Origin of the sequence: Selenomonas sputigena, assembly GCF_026015965.1 — a bacterium.
Lineage (GTDB): Bacteria > Bacillota > Negativicutes > Selenomonadales > Selenomonadaceae > Selenomonas.
Map to the genome: position 1 here is coordinate 1,575,082 of NZ_CP110383.1, position 14,772 is coordinate 1,589,853.

A 14,772-nucleotide genomic window follows, 5' to 3' on the forward strand; every position below is an offset into this window, starting at 1 on the left:
CAGCACTTCCTTAGCTGAACACCTCTTCTTTGCCTTTATTTGCAATGCGCCTCGGCGCTTTTGACGGCACCGGGCAACCCCTCCACGATGTTATGGATGATGTCTGCGACGGGCAAAATATCATTGAGCATGCCCGAAATCTGTCCGATCATCACGGAGCCGTTCTCGACGTCGCCCTTGTGCGTCGCGAGGTTGAGCTTGCCTACACCGAGCTTGTCGAGCTCTTCCGTCGAAGCGCCTCTTCGTTCCATCTCTTCGAACTCGCGCGTGAGCTTATTCGCAAGGACGCGCACGGGATGCCCCGTCGAGCGCCCCGTGACGACCGTCGAGCGATCGCGCGCCTTCAGGACGAACTTCTTGTAGTTTTCGTGCGCGATACACTCCTTCGACAGTACGAAGCGCGTGCCCATCTGCACGCCCCATGCACCGAGGGCGAACGCCGCCGCCATGCCGCGCGAATCACCGATGCCGCCCGCCGCGATGACAGGAACATCGACGGCGTCGACGACCTGCGGCACGAGCGCCATCGTCGTGATCTCGCCGACGTGCCCGCCCGACTCCGTCCCCTCAGCAATGAGCGCGTCAACCCCCGTCCTGACGAGGCGTTTGGCAAGCGCGACGGAAGCGACGACGGGGATGACCTTGCTGCCGATCTCCTTGAGCGCCGGGATGTACTCACCGGGGTTGCCCGCTCCCGTCGTCACGACGGGCACGCGTTCATCGACGACGACCTGCATGACCTCCTTGACGAAGGGCGACATGAGCATGATGTTGACGCCGAACGGCTTCTCGGTCCAGCCCTTGCACTTTTGAATTTCCGCGCGCAGGACGTCGGGCGGCATGTGTCCGGCGCCGATGATGCCAAGCCCCCCGGCGTTGGAGACGGCAGAAGCAAGCTCCGCCGTGCCGATCCAAGCCATGCCTCCCTGGAAGATTGGATACTTTATCCGCAGCATCTGACAAATACGATTTTCTTCAAACATCCCTGATCCTCCTATACACCCATCTCACGACCGGACGGCTTCTGCGGCCGGCCCTTCCCCGTTCGCCGCAGGACACTTCCCACCGTCGTCCAAAGCCTCTTCACGTGCCAGATTCTCCTTGATATGAGCGAGGACGTCGCTCTCCACGTAGTCCTTGGCGACACGTATGGCGCTTGCGATGGACTTCGCGTTGGACGAGCCATGCGCGATGAGGCAGCAGCCGCGCACGCCAAGAAGCGGCGCACCGCCGTATTCCGACACGTCGATCGTCTTGCCGAGCTTCTTCAGCGCCGGCAGCAATAGGAACGCGCCGAGCCTCGCGAGAATCCCGCCGTTCTTCACGGCATCCTTCGCGAGACGCACGAGCGTCTTCGCCAACCCCTCCGCAAATTTTAGCACAACATTGCCGACAAATCCATCACAAACGACGACATCGAAATTCCCCTTGGGAATGTCGCGCCCTTCCGCGTTGCCGCAGAAGTTCACCGTCGTCATGGACTTCAATAGCGGGTACGTCGCCTGCGCCTGCTCATTTCCCTTCGTCTCTTCCTCGCCGATGTTCAAAAGACCGACGCGCGGCTTCGCTATGCCGAAGACATGCTCGGCGTAAAGCGCGCCCATGATGGCGCCCTGCACGAGATGCTTGGGCTTGCTGTCGACGTTCGCTCCCGAATCGAGGAGGAGCGTCACGCCCTTTGGCGTCGGCATCGGCGTCGCGATTGTCGGGCGATCCGCGCCAGCAATGCGTCCGAGAATAAACTGCGCTGCCGCCACTGCGCCGCCTGTCGAGCCAGCGGAAAGCACGGCGTCGCAGGCACCTTCCTTGACGAGCCGCGTCGCGACGACGACGGAGGAGTCCTTCTTTTTGCGCACGGCAGTGACGGGATGTTCCCCCATCTCTATGACCTCGCTCGCGTGCAGCACAGAAATGCCCAAGTTCTGCCAGCCTTCCTCTTTGGCAAGGACTCGCATGATCTTCTTCTCATCCCCGACAAGAACGATCTCGCAGCCATATTCCTTCGCAGCCCGAACTGCACCGAAGACAATTTGCTCCGGCGCATAATCCCCGCCCATGGCATCCACTGCAATCTTCACGAACGATCTTTCCTCCCCAGACACATGCCTCATTCTAGTATCTTCGCTGTATTTGCGATAATTCCTTTTAAGAATATAAAATAAAAGAATGAGCAGGACATAATCACTTACATCCTGCTCACCCCAAATTTCTTACTCGTCCGCAGCAACGACTTCTCTGCCATCGTAGTAACCGCACTCGGGGCAAACACGATGGGGCATCTTCGGCTCATGACATTGCGGGCACGAAACGAAGCCGGGAGCTGTGAGCTTCCAATTCGCACGGCGCGAATCGCGGCGGGCTTTCGACATCTTACGCTTAGGTACTGCCATTCGGGAAACACCTCCTTACTGTGTGCATCAAATCTTCTGCTTCTTCAAAAGCTGCTCCAAAGCCGCAAGCCTCGGATCAGGCACAGCACGGTCACAGCCGCACTCACCCTCATTGAGGTTTGCACCACATTTTGGGCAAAGCCCGAGACAATCCGGCCGACAAACATTGTGAATCGGCTGAGCAGCAAGAAGCGTATCCCGAATCAGCGGCGAAATGTCCATCTTGTCGTCAACGATAGAAAGACCGCTTTCGTCGTCCGTTCGTCGGACTTCTTCATCAAACGCATAACTCTCCTTAGCAGAGAAATGCTCAAGGCATCGATCGCAGACGGCGTTTCTTTTGCAGCGCACACAGCCCGTGAGCCGGTAGGCCTCGCCCGTGCAGAGAATTTCGCCCGTGATCTCGACAGGCCCTTCTATGCGGCAATCCTCCGGCTCGGCGTCAAGCGCTTCTGCCGTCGTGACAAACGAAAAAGAAACGCCCCTGCCCATCGCGGCGTTTGCATCAGCAATACAAACCATCATCATTCTGCATCGACCTCAAGGTATTATAGCAAGGCGTATTTTATTTGTCAAGAAAATGCCGGGAGACCTTCCGCTTTCCACTCCTGCGGATGCCTGCCGCTCATTCTTCCTCAATCTCGCGACTCGTCAGCAGATACTCGACCTTGACATCTGTGCGCAGGTTGAGATCCATAAACTCGCCATCCATCGTCTGCACGACGGGAAGTGCCGCGAGGCGTGACTCGTCGATGTAAATGATCTTGCCCGCTTCGCCATTCGAAAGCTTGACCCAATTTCCGTTCAAGGAATGGCAGACGCGGCGAATGAAACGGAAGCCGAATTCCGTGTCGAGCTGCCCATTCATGATGTCGTCCGACAAAATGTTAAACACTTCGAAAGGCGAGCGTTTCTTCGCGTAGGAGCGGTCCGACGCCATCGCATCGTACATGTCCATGATGGCGAGGACGCGTGCGAATTTGCCGATCTCTTCCTTGACGAGACCTCTCGGATAGCCCGAACCATCACCTCTCTCATGATATTGCAGCACAGCCTCGGCGATCTCCTTGTCCTCGCCCAAGCCTCCCGCCATGATCAGCTCATGTCCGAACTTCGGATGTTCCTGCATAATCTTGCGCTCATCAGGCGTCAAGACGCCCTCCTTGTCGAGCATCGCCTGCTCGATGCGCAAATTGCCAATAAGGATGAGAGAGCCCGCCGTAATGAGGCGCAGCTGATCTTTCTGCGGCATCTTGAGCCACTTGCCCATAAGCCCTGCCAAAATAGCCACATGGAGGCTATGATGGATGGTGTACTCGCCTTTCGCCGTCATGTTGTGGATGTGCGCGACAGCTTTCGCACCCGAACAAAGCGGCAGGATGTTCTGTGCCAGAGTTTCTGCTGAATCTTTGTCGACAGAGCCGTGCGCCTTCGTGACTTCAAAGAGGGATTTCAGCTCGATGAAGCAATCGCCATAGTCCTTGACGTACCCTTCGTCGAGAATCGGCTCCTTCAGCGGAATGATTTTCGCGGCTTCCCCCTGCACTCCCTGCGGCTTCTGAGGCATGGGAGATGGACCTTCTTCCCCGCCTTCTTCCCGAATTTCCACGGAGACAATGTTCCTCTCAGACAGGGAGTCGATCATCTGCTGATTGAGCACCGTACCCTCTCCCAAGAGGACAGACATATCTTCCTTATAGACTGCCTGTCCGACGACCATGCCTTCCTTGAGCTGGTCTACTGTATACTTCTTCAGCATTCCGCCTGCACTCCTTCGCTTGAAAACCAATTCTTACATCCCTAGGTTCACAGTCCCAATTATAACATAAAAATTTTTCTAATGCTACAAATCCTTCATAGATTATGAAAAAATTCCATGTGCGAGCTTCCTTAATATGATTCATTTGCAGCCACCTATGCAATCTGCTATGATGAGGACATACGCATAGATCCTGCAAGCAAAGGAGGCAATTCTCCATGAAGACGCGAATAAAACTCCTACTCTTCTCTCTCATGCTGCTCGCAGCGGGGAGCGGCGCGTACCTCTATCATGCGCACGAATCCGCCATGCAGCACGAACGTGCAGCGCACCTCAAGCTCTCAGGCAACGTCGACATCCGCGAGGTCACGCTCGCTTTCCGTCCGAGCGAACGCATCTCCGAAATCCTCGTGGACGAAGGCGACTCCGTCGAAGAAGGCCAACTTCTCGCACGGCTCGACTCGGCGGAACTTGCACTGAACCTGCAAAAAGCAAAGGCGCAGACTAAGGCGCAGGAGGCCGTCTTGGAGAAGCTGAAAAACGGCACGCGCAGTGAAGAGATCCTCCAGGCGCAGGAAAACGTGCGCGCCGCAGCGGCCGCTTCCGCCAACGCCAGGGGCATCTACGCACGCATGTTGGAAATCTACGAGACGAGCGAGGGCGTCAGTCTGCAGGAGCTCGACAACGCGCGCGCCGCAGCCGAGTCCGCCGAAGCGAAGACGAGAGCCGCCGAAGCCGCACTCGAAGAAGCGCGCACAGGCGCGCGAAGCGAAGATATCCGACAGGCGGAAGCGACGCTTGCCGCACTCCGCGCAGAAGAGGAGCGCCTCGCCCACCTGCTCACGCAGTACGAGCTTCGTGCGCCGTCGGCGGGCGTCATCCGCTCGCGCCTCCTCGAAGTCGGCGACATGGCTTCGCCCGCCATGCCTGTCTTCAAGCTCTCCCTCATCGAGCGCAAGCAGGTGCGCGTCTATGTATCGGAAGCCGATCTCAGCCGCATCCACGAAGGACAGAATGCGCTCATCACGACGACGAGTGAAACCGACAAGCCGCTCACCGGGACGGTCGGCTTCATTGCATCAACGGCGGAGTTCACGCCCAAGACGGTCGAGACCGAGGATCTTCGGACATCCCTCGTCTACGAAGTGCGCATCTCGGTCGACGATCCCGACAACCGCCTGCGCCTCGGCATGCCCGTGAATGTGCAGGTCGACCTATGAAAGGCAAAAACGCGCCCGTCGTAGAGGCCACGACACTCGTCAAGACCTTCACGCCGAAGAACGCCCGCACCGTCACGGCGCTTACGGGCATCGACTTCTCGGTGTCCGCAGGCGAGCTTACGGCGCTCGTCGGCCCGGACGGCGCGGGCAAGACGACACTGCTGCGGCTCATCGCGGGGCTGCTCGACAAGACGGCGGGCGATCTCCTCGTCCTCGGACACGATGTCGCGAAAGAGCCGCAGAAGGTGCAGAGCCGCCTCAGCTACATGCCGCAGAAGTTCGGTCTCTACGAAGATCTGACCGTCGAGGAAAACATGCAGCTCTACGCCGATCTGCACGGCATAGCGCAAGAGGAGCGGCAGACGCGCTTCCCGCGCCTCCTGCACATGACGGGACTCGCCCCGTTCACCGGTCGGCTCGCGGGCAATCTTTCGGGCGGCATGAAGCAGAAGCTCGGGCTCCTCTGCACCCTCGTGCGCTCGCCCGACCTCCTGCTGCTCGACGAGCCGACCGCCGGCGTCGACCCCCTGTCGAGGCGCGAACTGTGGGAAATCCTCCAAGAGCAGGCGAGAGAAGCCGGCCTTTCCGTTCTCTGTGCGACCGCCTACATGTCGGAGGCGGCTCTTTGTCAGAAGGTCATCCTCCTCGATCGCGGGCGCATCCTCGCCGCCGGGACTCCCGACGAGGTGCGCCGCCCCCTGCACAGCATATTCGGCACATCGCCGACAAGCGTGGCACAGGCGCAGTTCGAAAACACCGCTTCGGGAGAAAAGCGCTCCGCCATCATCGAGGTGCGCGACCTCGTAAAAAAATTCGGCGACTTCACGGCCGTCAACAACACCTCGTTCCAAGTGTATAAAGGAGAAGTCTTCGGCCTCCTCGGACCGAACGGCGCAGGCAAGACCACGACCTTCCGCATGCTTTGCGGACTCTTGCCCGCGACATCGGGCAAACTGCGCGTGGCGGGCGTCGACCTCGCGCGCGCACGCACGGAAGCTCGCGCACAGATCGGCTACGTCGCGCAGAAGTTCTCCCTCTATCAGAACCTCACGGCACTCGAAAACCTGCGCTTCTTCGGCGGCATTTACGGGCTTCGTCCCAAGGCTCTTGCCGCACGCATCGAAGCCGTCCTCGCCGAATTCGATCTGAAAGAGCGCAAGAACGACCGCGCAGGCGATCTTCCCGGCGGCTACAAGCAGCGGCTCGCCATGGCGGCGGCGCTCCTGCACGAGCCGCCGCTCCTCTTCCTCGACGAGCCGACGAGCGGCATCGACCCGCGTGCGCGCCGCCTCTTCTGGCAGAAGATCGACGCGCTTTCAAAGAGGGGCACGACGGTCATCATCACGACACACTTCATGGAGGAAGCCGAATACTGCACGCGCATCCTCATCCAAGATCACGGCACGATGCTCGTCCTAGGCAGCCCCGCTGAGATACGCGCGCGCATGAAGATGCCCGCTGCCGACATGAACGACGTCTTCATCCGCATCGTGGAAGAAGCGCGCAGACGGGAGGAGGCAATAAGATGAATCTCCGTGCTTTTCTTCGGCGGCTCTTCGCCCTCACGCGCAAGGAATTTCAGCAGATGAAACGCGACCGAGGCAGCATCCTGCTCGGCGTCGTCCTGCCGCTCGCCCTCATCCTCATCATCGGCTACGGCCTGTCGCTCGACGTGAAAAACGTGCGCACCGCCGTCGCCCTGGAAGACAGCTCGCCCACGGCGCGCGCCGCCGTCCGTTTTCTCGACGGCAGCGACTATTTCGCCCCCTCTTACGTTCACTCGAAACAGGAAGCGGAAGCAATGATGCGGCGCGGCGAAGTCGACGCCGTCCTCATCATCCCCACGGATTTCAGCCGCAATCTTCCTCGCGGCACGGCCAGAATTGAGCTGCTGCTAAACGGCATCGAGGCGACGACTGCCGCCTCGGCACAGGGCTACTTCGAGTCGGTCGTGCTGAAAAAAGCGGCAGAAAGCGCCTTGGCGAAGCAAAATGTTGGGCGCGCCGAGATCGTCAGCCGCGTCTGGTTCAACGACGCCAACACGAGCACATGGTTTTTCGTTCCAGGTCTCTTGATGCTCGTCCTGACCATCGTCGGCGTCTTTCTCACCGCCGTCGTCATGGCGCGCGAATGGGAGCGCGGCACGTTCGAATCGCTCTTCGTCACGCCCGTGCAGCGTCTCGAACTCATTCTCGCCAAGATGATTCCCTACTTCCTCGTTGCCATGACGGGCATGATCCTGTGCCTGATCACAGGACACCTGCTCTACGAGCTTCCCATGCGCGGCTCCCTCATCTTGATTCTCGGCACGACGATGCTTTACCTCGTCATGGCGCTCGGTCTTGGACTCGTGATTTCCGCCATGACGAAGAATCAATTTCTCGCATGCCAGATGGCGCTTCTTCTAAGTTTCCTGCCCACGATCATGCTGTCGGGCTTCCTCTACGATCTGCATACGGCACCGCTCGGCATCCGCATCATCAGCCGTTTCCTGCCCATGCCCTACTTCCTACAGATGTTGAAGTCTCTGCTGCTCACAGGAAACTATTGGCCGCTCATCATCAAAAACACAGCCGTGCTTGCGGGCTTTGCCGCACTCTTCGTCGGCGCTGCCTTTCATCTGACGCGAAAGAAGGTGGGAGAATGAACATGCAGCGCATCCGCATTTTCTTTACGCATCTCTACTACCTCGGGCACAAGGAACTCCTGGCCATTTTGAAAGATCCGCGCATGCGCATCGCTCTGATCGTGCCCGTCTTCACCCAGGGGCTGCTCTTCGGCTACGTCGCCAACTACAATCTCGACTCCGTACCCTACGCCGTCGTCGACACTTCGAGAAGTGAAGCCTCGCAGAGCCTGCTCGCGCACTTCGACGGCTCGCCCGCATTTTCGCGCACGGCGACGCTTGCCGTCCCTGCCGAGATTGAGCCTTTGATCAACTCCGAAACCATTCTCATGGCGCTCATCATCCCCACAGACTTTGAAGCGCACATCGCACGCGGCGAGACCGCCCCCGTCGAGGTCATCACCGACGGCCGCAACGCGCTCACATCGACGCTCGCCACAGGCTATGCAGCAGCCATCATCGCGCGCTGGAACGCAGAGAGACTGCATGCCATGCCCGCCATCACACTGACGAGCCGCACATGGTACAACGAGAACCAGATCACGCGCTGGACTTTCCTGCCGAGCATCATCGCCATGATCTCCTTCGTGCAGGTCATCATGCTCGCCGGACTCTCCATCGCCAGAGAGCGCGAACAAGGCACCTTCGATCAGCTTCTCGTCACGCCGCTCGCCCCCGTGGAGATCCTCATCGGCAAAGCGCTTCCGCCCATGCTCATCGGACTTGTGCAGAGCACGCTTCTCCTGCTCATTTCCCTCTTTTGGTTCGAGATTCCGTTTGCCGGCTCCTTCCTCACGCTCTATCTGACGCTCTTCCTCTTCATCCTCAGCTCGACGGGCATCGGGCTGTGCGTCTCCGCCGTCGCACGCAGCATGCAGCAAGTCCTCGTCTACCTCTTCGTCCTCCTGCTGCCGCTCGCCCTTCTCTCAGGGATAGCGACGCCCGTCGCCAACATGCCGCGCATCCTGCAGATCCTCACCTACATCGACCCTCTGCGCTTCGCCGTCGAGGCCGTGCGGCGCGTCTACTTGGAGGGCGCCGTCGCCGCCGACCTCATCGGCGACTACATCCCCCTGCTCCTCATCGCCGCCTTCACGCTGCCCCTCGCCATGCGACTGTTTCGGAACAAGACAATGTAAGCTGCGTACCAGCCTCCACCTACGGTCATTATGCGTACAGCTTACAGCAAGCAAAATATTGTGCACGCGGATCTTTCTCATCGTCCTCCAGCTCGATATCGCTGTACTTCCTGCGGCCGATGTACTTCTCCTGCACCTCGGTCGGCAGGGCGCGCTGCCTTGATCTGCGCTTTCTGCTTAATGTACAATGGAATGACCAAAAGCCAGCGAAGATGCTATAATATGAACAGCAAGAGGAGACATGGCAAGCGCAGGGTCGCCGGCCACAGGAAAGGAGCGTCGTCATGAAATACATATCAGGACTTCATGCGCTCAATATTCCCTGCCGTTTGGAAACTGTGCGAGACAACACACTGGACAGACATCGACCGATTCATGGAAAAAGAGTATCGAATGAAGTGGGGTCTTTTCAGAAAGGAGCAGGAAGCGAATGGATGCCGCACAAATGCGCCATATAGGATCGATAAGGACGCATTGGCAGGACTTTATCTGAATATGTTCGAGAAGCTGGATCTTCTCTATTCGGAGGAGGAAGCAGAAACTCTTTCCGTAAAGGAAAATGTCGCAAAAAAAGAAAACGATGACCAAGAAGAATGAAGCCGCTGAGACCGGCGGGCAGAAGATTTCCTGTCGCGCTTCTGTACGACGGCCGCCCCATCGAAGGCGATACGCTCAAAGAACTGCAGGCATTGATCGAAAAGTGTCGCTGGGAGGGCGGCCTTCATCTGCAGTTCGGCGCAAACATCCCGCATGACACCTGGTCATAACGCAAACGAAACACTCCCCCGCCTGCGGCAAAAGCCTGTCGGGGGAGTTTTCTCGTTTATTTTTGCTACACCGCTTACGCCTTTTCGGGCTGCAGCGCGCCGTAGTGGAAGGAAGCCGTCGCGCCGCCGTCGATGAGAAAGGTCGCGCCCGTGATGAACCGGGCGCGCTCAGGCAAGGGAAGCGCTGATAAAATGAATTCGCCCAGATTTGCACAGATGCGCTGTGCCTATCTAGGAGACAAACCGGAGGCGTAGCGGTGCTACGTCGAGGATTTGTCGACGACGAGAGGACAGTGCAGATGTGTGAAGATGGGCGGCTGAATTTATCAGTGATTCCCAAGATTCCGCTTCGCCCAAGCGGCGACTGCTTCTTCCGACTGCGCGGCTTCCGCGCCCTTGACGGCAAGCCCCTCGCCGACTGTCGCGCCCTCGCAGTAGCTTTTAAGCGCCGAGGCGCTGCCGGCCAGCCCCGAGCCTTCGTGCGTCATGACGGGGAACACGCGCTTGCCATGAAAATCGAGCGCTTTTAGCTGCGTGACGACCGCCATCGGATAGGTGCCCCACCAGCAAGGTCCCGCCACGACGATGTTGTCATACGTTGCGATGGAATCGAGCATACGCACGAGCTCCGGCAAAGCGTGCGCCTTGAGCTCCTCCTTCGCCTCCCGCGTACATTCATTGTAGTCCGCCGCATACGCTTTCTTCGTCTCGATCTCGAAGATGTCGGCGTCCACCGCCTTTTGAATAAATTCGGCGACGATCTCGGTATTGCCCTTCGTCAGCTTTTCAATCCTGCCGTTGACATAATTCTCGCCCTTGCGCGAGTAGTAGATAACGAGTGTCTTTACCATTTCCAATTTCCTCCCACAGTTCCCTCGGTTTGCTTCTGCAAACCTCTGTCTTTCATTTTACTTCTTGAAGTCAACTTCAAGTCAATGCGTATGGAGTCAAACTTTCTCAGGCGAGCGTTTTGTCGAGCAGCGCGGCGAGGAAGTCCGGCTCTTCCTCGAAGCCCTGCGCGTACCAGTCCGCTTTCAGCTGATAGAGTCCGCCTATAAGGAACGATTTCATCAGATCGAACTCACGCTCGGAAAGCGCCGCGAAATGCGGGCGCAGGATGTCGAGCTTCTCGCGCATGATTTCTCCGTAGCGCGCGATAAGCCACGATTCGACGTGCCCTTCGCAAACGATGCGCAAAAAATCCGCATTCTCGCGCCAGAAGGAGAGATACGTCGCAAAGATCTCGCGGCGCGTCGGCTGCTGCAAGCTTTGCAGACGCTCGGTCACGCCGTCGGCGATCCTCTGCAGCATGGCGGCAAGGATCTCGTCCTTCGAGCGAAAATGGCGGTAGAATGTCTGACGCGACACGTCCGCCTCCTGCACGATGCGCAGGATCGTGATCTCGCCGTAGGGCGTCGTGCGCGTGAGCGCGGCGAAGGCGTCGAGAATCATCCGACGGTAGCGCAGCGCGATGGGATTGGCGGTTTCCTGCATAAATCCACTCCTTTCCTATCCTCCATTATAAGCCTTCTTTCAACATGTTACAAGAGTAACACTTCGCACAAGCCCATCTGTGACAAAGCGCCGCCTTTGTATCACTTGCTCGCATACCATTGACACATGTAACACCTTGCCGCTATAATAAAGTCAAGATGTTACATGTGTAACACGAACGAAGGAGGATTCTCATGCTAACATTGCTGACGCTCGCATTCGGTTTCTATTGGAGCTCGCGCAGGTCGAGCATGACCTGCTTGAAGCGCGCGCTGTGTACCGCACGGTCAAGCGCATCTTTCTGCTGAACGGCGACGCTTTTTCGCTGGGCTTTTCACGCCTTGAGGCCATCGGCAAGAAGATCATCAAGATCTTCCCCGAGATCGAGACGATCGCTTCCTATGCCTCCATCGAGAGCATCGCGCGCAAGACGGACGAGGAACTGCAGGAGCTTCGCCACCTGCGCTTCAACGGCATGAACGTCGGCCTCGAATCGGGACATGCGGAAACGCTCACGCTCCTCGGCAAGAACTACACGCCCGAGAAAGCGGAGCGCGAACTTCTGCGTGAGGACTTCCTCGCCGCACGTCCCAAGCGCGGCATGGAAGGACGCTACGTTTCTTAAGAACTCACGGATACATTCAACGCTTCCTATAGAAAGGAGTTTCTCTATGGATTTTCAAAGCGTTTTGGAAAAGCGCCGCAGCATACGAAAGTTCGATACGCGCCCCATCCCGAAGGAGATCGTCGAGGCGATCCTCGAAGCCGGCAGGCGCGCCCCCTCGGGCAGCAACATCCAGCCCTGGCGCTTCGTCGTCGTCGAGGACGAAGCCGTGCGAAAGCGGCTCAAGGAAGCCTCACCGCTCTCCTTCTTCGCCGAAGCGCCGCTCCTCATTCTCGCATGCTTCGACCGCGAGGCGATCAAGAAAATGCCCGAACGCTTCGCCGAACTTACAGCGTCCGACGCCTTCGAGGACGTTACAATGGACGCGGGCAAGGTGGAAGCCCTGCGCGCTCAGCGCGCCAACGACGAGGTGGAAAAGGCGTCCTACGCCGTCTACAACACGGCGATCTCCGTGACGCACATGGATCTCACCGCCGTCGCGCACGGCCTCGGCACATGCTGGATCGGCATGTTCGACAAGGAAAAAGTGCGTGAAATCCTCGGCATCGACACGCGCTTCGGTATCGTCTGCGCCCTGCAGATCGGCTACGCCCTGCAGTCCCCGCCGCCGCGCCCGCGCCTTTCGATGGACGACATTGTTTTGCAGCGTTTCTGATACGCTGTATTTATAAGTACCTCAGAGAAGCAAGAAAGAAAGATTTCCATGACAGAATCCATCAAGACCCCCATGCCCGATACGGCGGAGTGGAACGCCTTTTTCCCCTCGCCCTACTCCCTGTCCGTCTACACCGCCGCAAAGACCGACTTCGACGGCGCAAAGTACGATTCGCGCTACGGCGGCAAGAAGAAGGTGCTTGTCATTCTTTCGGATGAGCGCTACCTTGCGATGGAAAACGGCAAGCTTTTTTCGACCGGCAACCACCCCGTCGAAACGCTTCTGCCGATGATGCACCTCGCGGCGGCGGGCTTCTCGTTCGATATCGCGACGCTTTCGGGCAGGCGCGCCAAATTCGAGCAATGGGCGATGCCCTTGGGCGACGACGCCGTCATGGCCTTCTACGAAGAAGTCCTGCCGCAGATGGAAGAACCGCAGAAGCTTGAAGAAACGCTCAAAGCCATGACGGAAGCGGCGGACGTTCCCTACGCTGCCGTCTTTATTCCCGGCGGTCACGGCGTACTCAATGCCATCCCCGAAAGCCGCGAGGTGCATGACGTCCTGCACTGGGCGCTCGCCAACGAAGTGTTCATTATCAGTCTCTGCCATGGTCCCGCCTCGCTTCTCGCGGCGAACGATGCGAAGGGCTTCCCCTTCGCCGGCTACGAGCTCTGCGTCTTCCCCGACAGCCTCGACGAAGGCGCGAACATCGCCATCGGCTACATGCCGGGGCGCTTGAAGAAGCTCGTCGGCAAAAATCTCGCGGCGCTCGGCGTGAAGATCCTCAACTCCGACATCACCGGCAAGGTGCATCGCGACCGCACGCTCCTGACGGGAGACAGCCCGCTTGCCTCCAATGCCCTCGGCAAACTGGCGGCAGAAACCCTGCTCGCGGAAGTCAAGTAAATCCATCGAAGGAAAGAGGCGATACCCATGAAAGCTGTTTTGATCGGCGCGACGGGCGCGGTCGGCAAGGACTTGCTGCAGGCGCTTCTTGAGGATGCGCGCTATACGGAGGTCATCGCCTTTGCGCGGCGCGCGCTCGGCGTACAGCACGAAAAGCTCCGGGAGCATACGATCGACTTCGACGCGCCCGCGACGTGGCAGGAGCTTGTCAAAGGCGACGTCCTCTTTTCGACGCTCGGCACCTCGCTCAAGCAGGCAGGCTCCAAGGAAGCGCAGCGCCATATCGACTACGATTACCAGCTCACCTTCGCGAAAGCCGCCAGGGCAAACGGCGTGAAGAGCCTCGTACTGCTGTCCTCCATAGGCGCGAACAGCAAGTCGAGCATCTTCTATCTGCGCCTGAAGGGCGAGCTAGACGACGCCATTCAGTGTCTTGGCTTCGATTCGCTGAGCATCGTGCGTCCGCCGAGCCTCATACGCGCGAAAAGCAAGCGCTTTGGTGAGACCGCCTCCGTCAAGTTCCTTCAGGCCGCCAATGCCATCGGCCTCGCCAAGCGGCTCGCGCCGATGGAAACCGCCGTCGTTGCGCGCTCGATGGCCGCGTTGGGTCTGGATTCCGCGAGCGGCACAAGAATCATCGAAGGGCAGGATGTCCGCGATTTCGCGTAAAAAAGATGCCCCATAAGCCATCCATGCGGCTTATGGGGCGTCTTTGTCTTATTTGGGAGCACTATGCCCATCCAGCTATACGTTGCTCAATCACTGTTCTCATGCGCAGCTGCACGCAGATAGTCAAGTTTATTATCTCTTCGCTCTACAGATTGAAACTTCGACAACGGCATATAGTATTCATCCGTATCCTTCTTATAGCGGAACACGACGGTATGCTGCGGCTCTACCGTCATCTCGCCGATGCGGCTGTCCCACACGACGGCAAAGGAGAGGAACGCGAAGTCTTCGTAGTCCTCTCCCTCGCTCATGATATAGGCTGAACTTACATCCGCCACCGATTTCACATGAGAGCCGCAGTCCCATACGATGAAGTTCGGATCGCCGTCGTAGCTGTAGATGCCGGGAGCTACATCGGCTTCAGGCAGATCGGCAAAAGCCGTCGATGTGCAGATCGCAAGGCAAAATGCAAAAACAACGGCAAGAACTTTCCTGCTGAGATTCAGATTCATACAAATCCCA

General features: G+C 58.3%; 18 protein-coding genes. 10 read left to right on the top strand and 8 right to left on the bottom strand.

The genetic code is table 11. The features are described 5' to 3' along the window. Positions 1-35: 35 nt before the first annotated feature. From fabK to OL236_RS07730, 5 genes are all read right to left on the bottom strand, one after another. Positions 36-983: an enoyl-[acyl-carrier-protein] reductase FabK gene (gene fabK, locus OL236_RS07710; protein ID WP_009644914.1), complete on the bottom strand. Its 948-nt coding sequence runs from the start codon at positions 981-983 to the stop codon at positions 36-38. Positions 984-1,007: 24 nt separating this feature from the next. Next, the gene (plsX, locus tag OL236_RS07715) at positions 1,008-2,078 is read right to left on the bottom strand and encodes a phosphate acyltransferase PlsX (protein ID WP_265070160.1); all 1,071 of its coding nucleotides are present in this window, start codon (positions 2,076-2,078) and stop codon (positions 1,008-1,010) included. A 132-nt stretch (positions 2,079-2,210) separates the two neighbouring features. After that, positions 2,211-2,390 carry a 50S ribosomal protein L32 gene (rpmF, locus tag OL236_RS07720; protein ID WP_009644988.1) on the bottom strand — a complete coding sequence of 60 codons (180 nt, stop codon included), beginning with the start codon at positions 2,388-2,390 and terminating at the stop codon, positions 2,211-2,213. Positions 2,391-2,417: 27 nt separating this feature from the next. Then, entirely contained in the window at positions 2,418-2,918 is a 501-nt protein-coding gene (locus OL236_RS07725; RefSeq protein ID WP_009645031.1) for a YceD family protein, read from the bottom strand. Between the two features lie 97 nt (positions 2,919-3,015). Continuing rightward, positions 3,016-4,149, bottom strand: a complete 1,134-nt coding sequence (locus OL236_RS07730; protein ID WP_265070161.1) for an HD-GYP domain-containing protein — start codon at positions 4,147-4,149, stop codon at positions 3,016-3,018. A gap of 218 nt (positions 4,150-4,367) precedes the next feature. Between OL236_RS07730 and OL236_RS07735 the strand changes: the two genes are divergently transcribed. The 6 genes from OL236_RS07735 (at position 4,368) to OL236_RS07760 (ending at position 9,901) form a co-directional block, all read left to right on the top strand. After that, positions 4,368-5,369: an efflux RND transporter periplasmic adaptor subunit gene (locus OL236_RS07735; RefSeq protein WP_265070162.1), complete on the top strand. Its 1,002-nt coding sequence runs from the start codon at positions 4,368-4,370 to the stop codon at positions 5,367-5,369. Further along, positions 5,366-6,898 (top strand): ATP-binding cassette domain-containing protein, encoded by a 1,533-nt coding sequence (locus OL236_RS07740; protein WP_265070163.1) that lies wholly within the window; start codon positions 5,366-5,368, stop codon positions 6,896-6,898. The genes OL236_RS07735 and OL236_RS07740 overlap by 4 nt, the downstream gene beginning before the upstream one ends. Beyond that, the gene (locus tag OL236_RS07745) at positions 6,895-8,016 is read left to right on the top strand and encodes an ABC transporter permease (RefSeq protein WP_265070164.1); all 1,122 of its coding nucleotides are present in this window, start codon (positions 6,895-6,897) and stop codon (positions 8,014-8,016) included. Before OL236_RS07740 ends, OL236_RS07745 begins: the two co-directional genes overlap by 4 nt. Beyond that, positions 8,013-9,134, top strand: a complete 1,122-nt coding sequence (locus OL236_RS07750) for an ABC transporter permease (RefSeq protein ID WP_265070165.1) — start codon at positions 8,013-8,015, stop codon at positions 9,132-9,134. The genes OL236_RS07745 and OL236_RS07750 overlap by 4 nt, the downstream gene beginning before the upstream one ends. Before the next feature lie 375 nt (positions 9,135-9,509). Continuing rightward, positions 9,510-9,731 (top strand): hypothetical protein, encoded by a 222-nt coding sequence (locus tag OL236_RS07755; RefSeq protein WP_232208142.1) that lies wholly within the window; start codon positions 9,510-9,512, stop codon positions 9,729-9,731. After that, on the top strand, positions 9,728-9,901 hold the full coding sequence (locus tag OL236_RS07760; RefSeq protein ID WP_265070166.1) for a hypothetical protein: 174 nt from the start codon (positions 9,728-9,730) through the stop codon (positions 9,899-9,901). The genes OL236_RS07755 and OL236_RS07760 overlap by 4 nt, the downstream gene beginning before the upstream one ends. Before the next feature lie 326 nt (positions 9,902-10,227). Here the strand turns inward: OL236_RS07760 and OL236_RS07765 are convergent, their stop codons facing one another. After that, positions 10,228-10,752: a flavodoxin gene (locus tag OL236_RS07765; RefSeq protein ID WP_265070167.1), complete on the bottom strand. Its 525-nt coding sequence runs from the start codon at positions 10,750-10,752 to the stop codon at positions 10,228-10,230. A 106-nt stretch (positions 10,753-10,858) separates the two neighbouring features. Then, positions 10,859-11,395 carry a TetR/AcrR family transcriptional regulator gene (locus OL236_RS07770; RefSeq protein ID WP_009644980.1) on the bottom strand — a complete coding sequence of 179 codons (537 nt, stop codon included), beginning with the start codon at positions 11,393-11,395 and terminating at the stop codon, positions 10,859-10,861. Between the two features lie 229 nt (positions 11,396-11,624). On the opposite strand from OL236_RS07770, the gene OL236_RS07775 reads away from it, so the two are divergent. From OL236_RS07775 to OL236_RS07790, 4 genes are read left to right on the top strand one after another with little or no spacing between them, the layout of a single operon-like run. Next, positions 11,625-12,020, top strand: coding sequence for a hypothetical protein (locus OL236_RS07775; protein WP_265070168.1), 396 nt, complete (start codon positions 11,625-11,627; stop codon positions 12,018-12,020). A 46-nt stretch (positions 12,021-12,066) separates the two neighbouring features. Then, the gene (locus tag OL236_RS07780) at positions 12,067-12,675 is read left to right on the top strand and encodes a nitroreductase family protein (protein WP_265070169.1); all 609 of its coding nucleotides are present in this window, start codon (positions 12,067-12,069) and stop codon (positions 12,673-12,675) included. Between the two features lie 48 nt (positions 12,676-12,723). Next, on the top strand, positions 12,724-13,581 hold the full coding sequence (gene hchA, locus OL236_RS07785) for a glyoxalase III HchA (protein ID WP_265070170.1): 858 nt from the start codon (positions 12,724-12,726) through the stop codon (positions 13,579-13,581). Positions 13,582-13,608: 27 nt separating this feature from the next. Continuing rightward, positions 13,609-14,250, top strand: coding sequence for an NAD(P)H-binding protein (locus tag OL236_RS07790; RefSeq protein WP_265070171.1), 642 nt, complete (start codon positions 13,609-13,611; stop codon positions 14,248-14,250). An 86-nt stretch (positions 14,251-14,336) separates the two neighbouring features. On the opposite strand, the gene OL236_RS07795 is transcribed toward OL236_RS07790, so the two are convergent. Continuing rightward, positions 14,337-14,762: a hypothetical protein gene (locus OL236_RS07795; protein ID WP_265070172.1), complete on the bottom strand. Its 426-nt coding sequence runs from the start codon at positions 14,760-14,762 to the stop codon at positions 14,337-14,339. Between the last annotated feature and the right edge of the window lie 10 nt (positions 14,763-14,772).

What these genes read in the sequence shown, in the direction of transcription:
- fabK (WP_009644914.1), bottom strand. Translation starts at nt 983, where the DNA reads ATGTTTGAAGAAAATCGTATTTGTCAGATGCTGCGGATAAAGTATCCA.
- rpmF (WP_009644988.1), bottom strand. Translation starts at nt 2,390, where the DNA reads ATGGCAGTACCTAAGCGTAAGATGTCGAAAGCCCGCCGCGATTCGCGC.
- OL236_RS07725 (WP_009645031.1), bottom strand. Translation starts at nt 2,918, where the DNA reads ATGATGATGGTTTGTATTGCTGATGCAAACGCCGCGATGGGCAGGGGC.
- OL236_RS07730 (WP_265070161.1), bottom strand. Translation starts at nt 4,149, where the DNA reads ATGCTGAAGAAGTATACAGTAGACCAGCTCAAGGAAGGCATGGTCGTC.
- OL236_RS07735 (WP_265070162.1), top strand. Translation starts at nt 4,368, where the DNA reads ATGAAGACGCGAATAAAACTCCTACTCTTCTCTCTCATGCTGCTCGCA.
- OL236_RS07740 (WP_265070163.1), top strand. Translation starts at nt 5,366, where the DNA reads ATGAAAGGCAAAAACGCGCCCGTCGTAGAGGCCACGACACTCGTCAAG.
- OL236_RS07745 (WP_265070164.1), top strand. Translation starts at nt 6,895, where the DNA reads ATGAATCTCCGTGCTTTTCTTCGGCGGCTCTTCGCCCTCACGCGCAAG.
- OL236_RS07750 (WP_265070165.1), top strand. Translation starts at nt 8,013, where the DNA reads ATGAACATGCAGCGCATCCGCATTTTCTTTACGCATCTCTACTACCTC.
- OL236_RS07755 (WP_232208142.1), top strand. Translation starts at nt 9,510, where the DNA reads ATGGAAAAAGAGTATCGAATGAAGTGGGGTCTTTTCAGAAAGGAGCAG.
- OL236_RS07760 (WP_265070166.1), top strand. Translation starts at nt 9,728, where the DNA reads ATGAAGCCGCTGAGACCGGCGGGCAGAAGATTTCCTGTCGCGCTTCTG.
- OL236_RS07765 (WP_265070167.1), bottom strand. Translation starts at nt 10,752, where the DNA reads ATGGTAAAGACACTCGTTATCTACTACTCGCGCAAGGGCGAGAATTAT.
- OL236_RS07770 (WP_009644980.1), bottom strand. Translation starts at nt 11,395, where the DNA reads ATGCAGGAAACCGCCAATCCCATCGCGCTGCGCTACCGTCGGATGATT.
- OL236_RS07780 (WP_265070169.1), top strand. Translation starts at nt 12,067, where the DNA reads ATGGATTTTCAAAGCGTTTTGGAAAAGCGCCGCAGCATACGAAAGTTC.
- hchA (WP_265070170.1), top strand. Translation starts at nt 12,724, where the DNA reads ATGACAGAATCCATCAAGACCCCCATGCCCGATACGGCGGAGTGGAAC.
- OL236_RS07790 (WP_265070171.1), top strand. Translation starts at nt 13,609, where the DNA reads ATGAAAGCTGTTTTGATCGGCGCGACGGGCGCGGTCGGCAAGGACTTG.
- OL236_RS07795 (WP_265070172.1), bottom strand. Translation starts at nt 14,762, where the DNA reads ATGAATCTGAATCTCAGCAGGAAAGTTCTTGCCGTTGTTTTTGCATTT.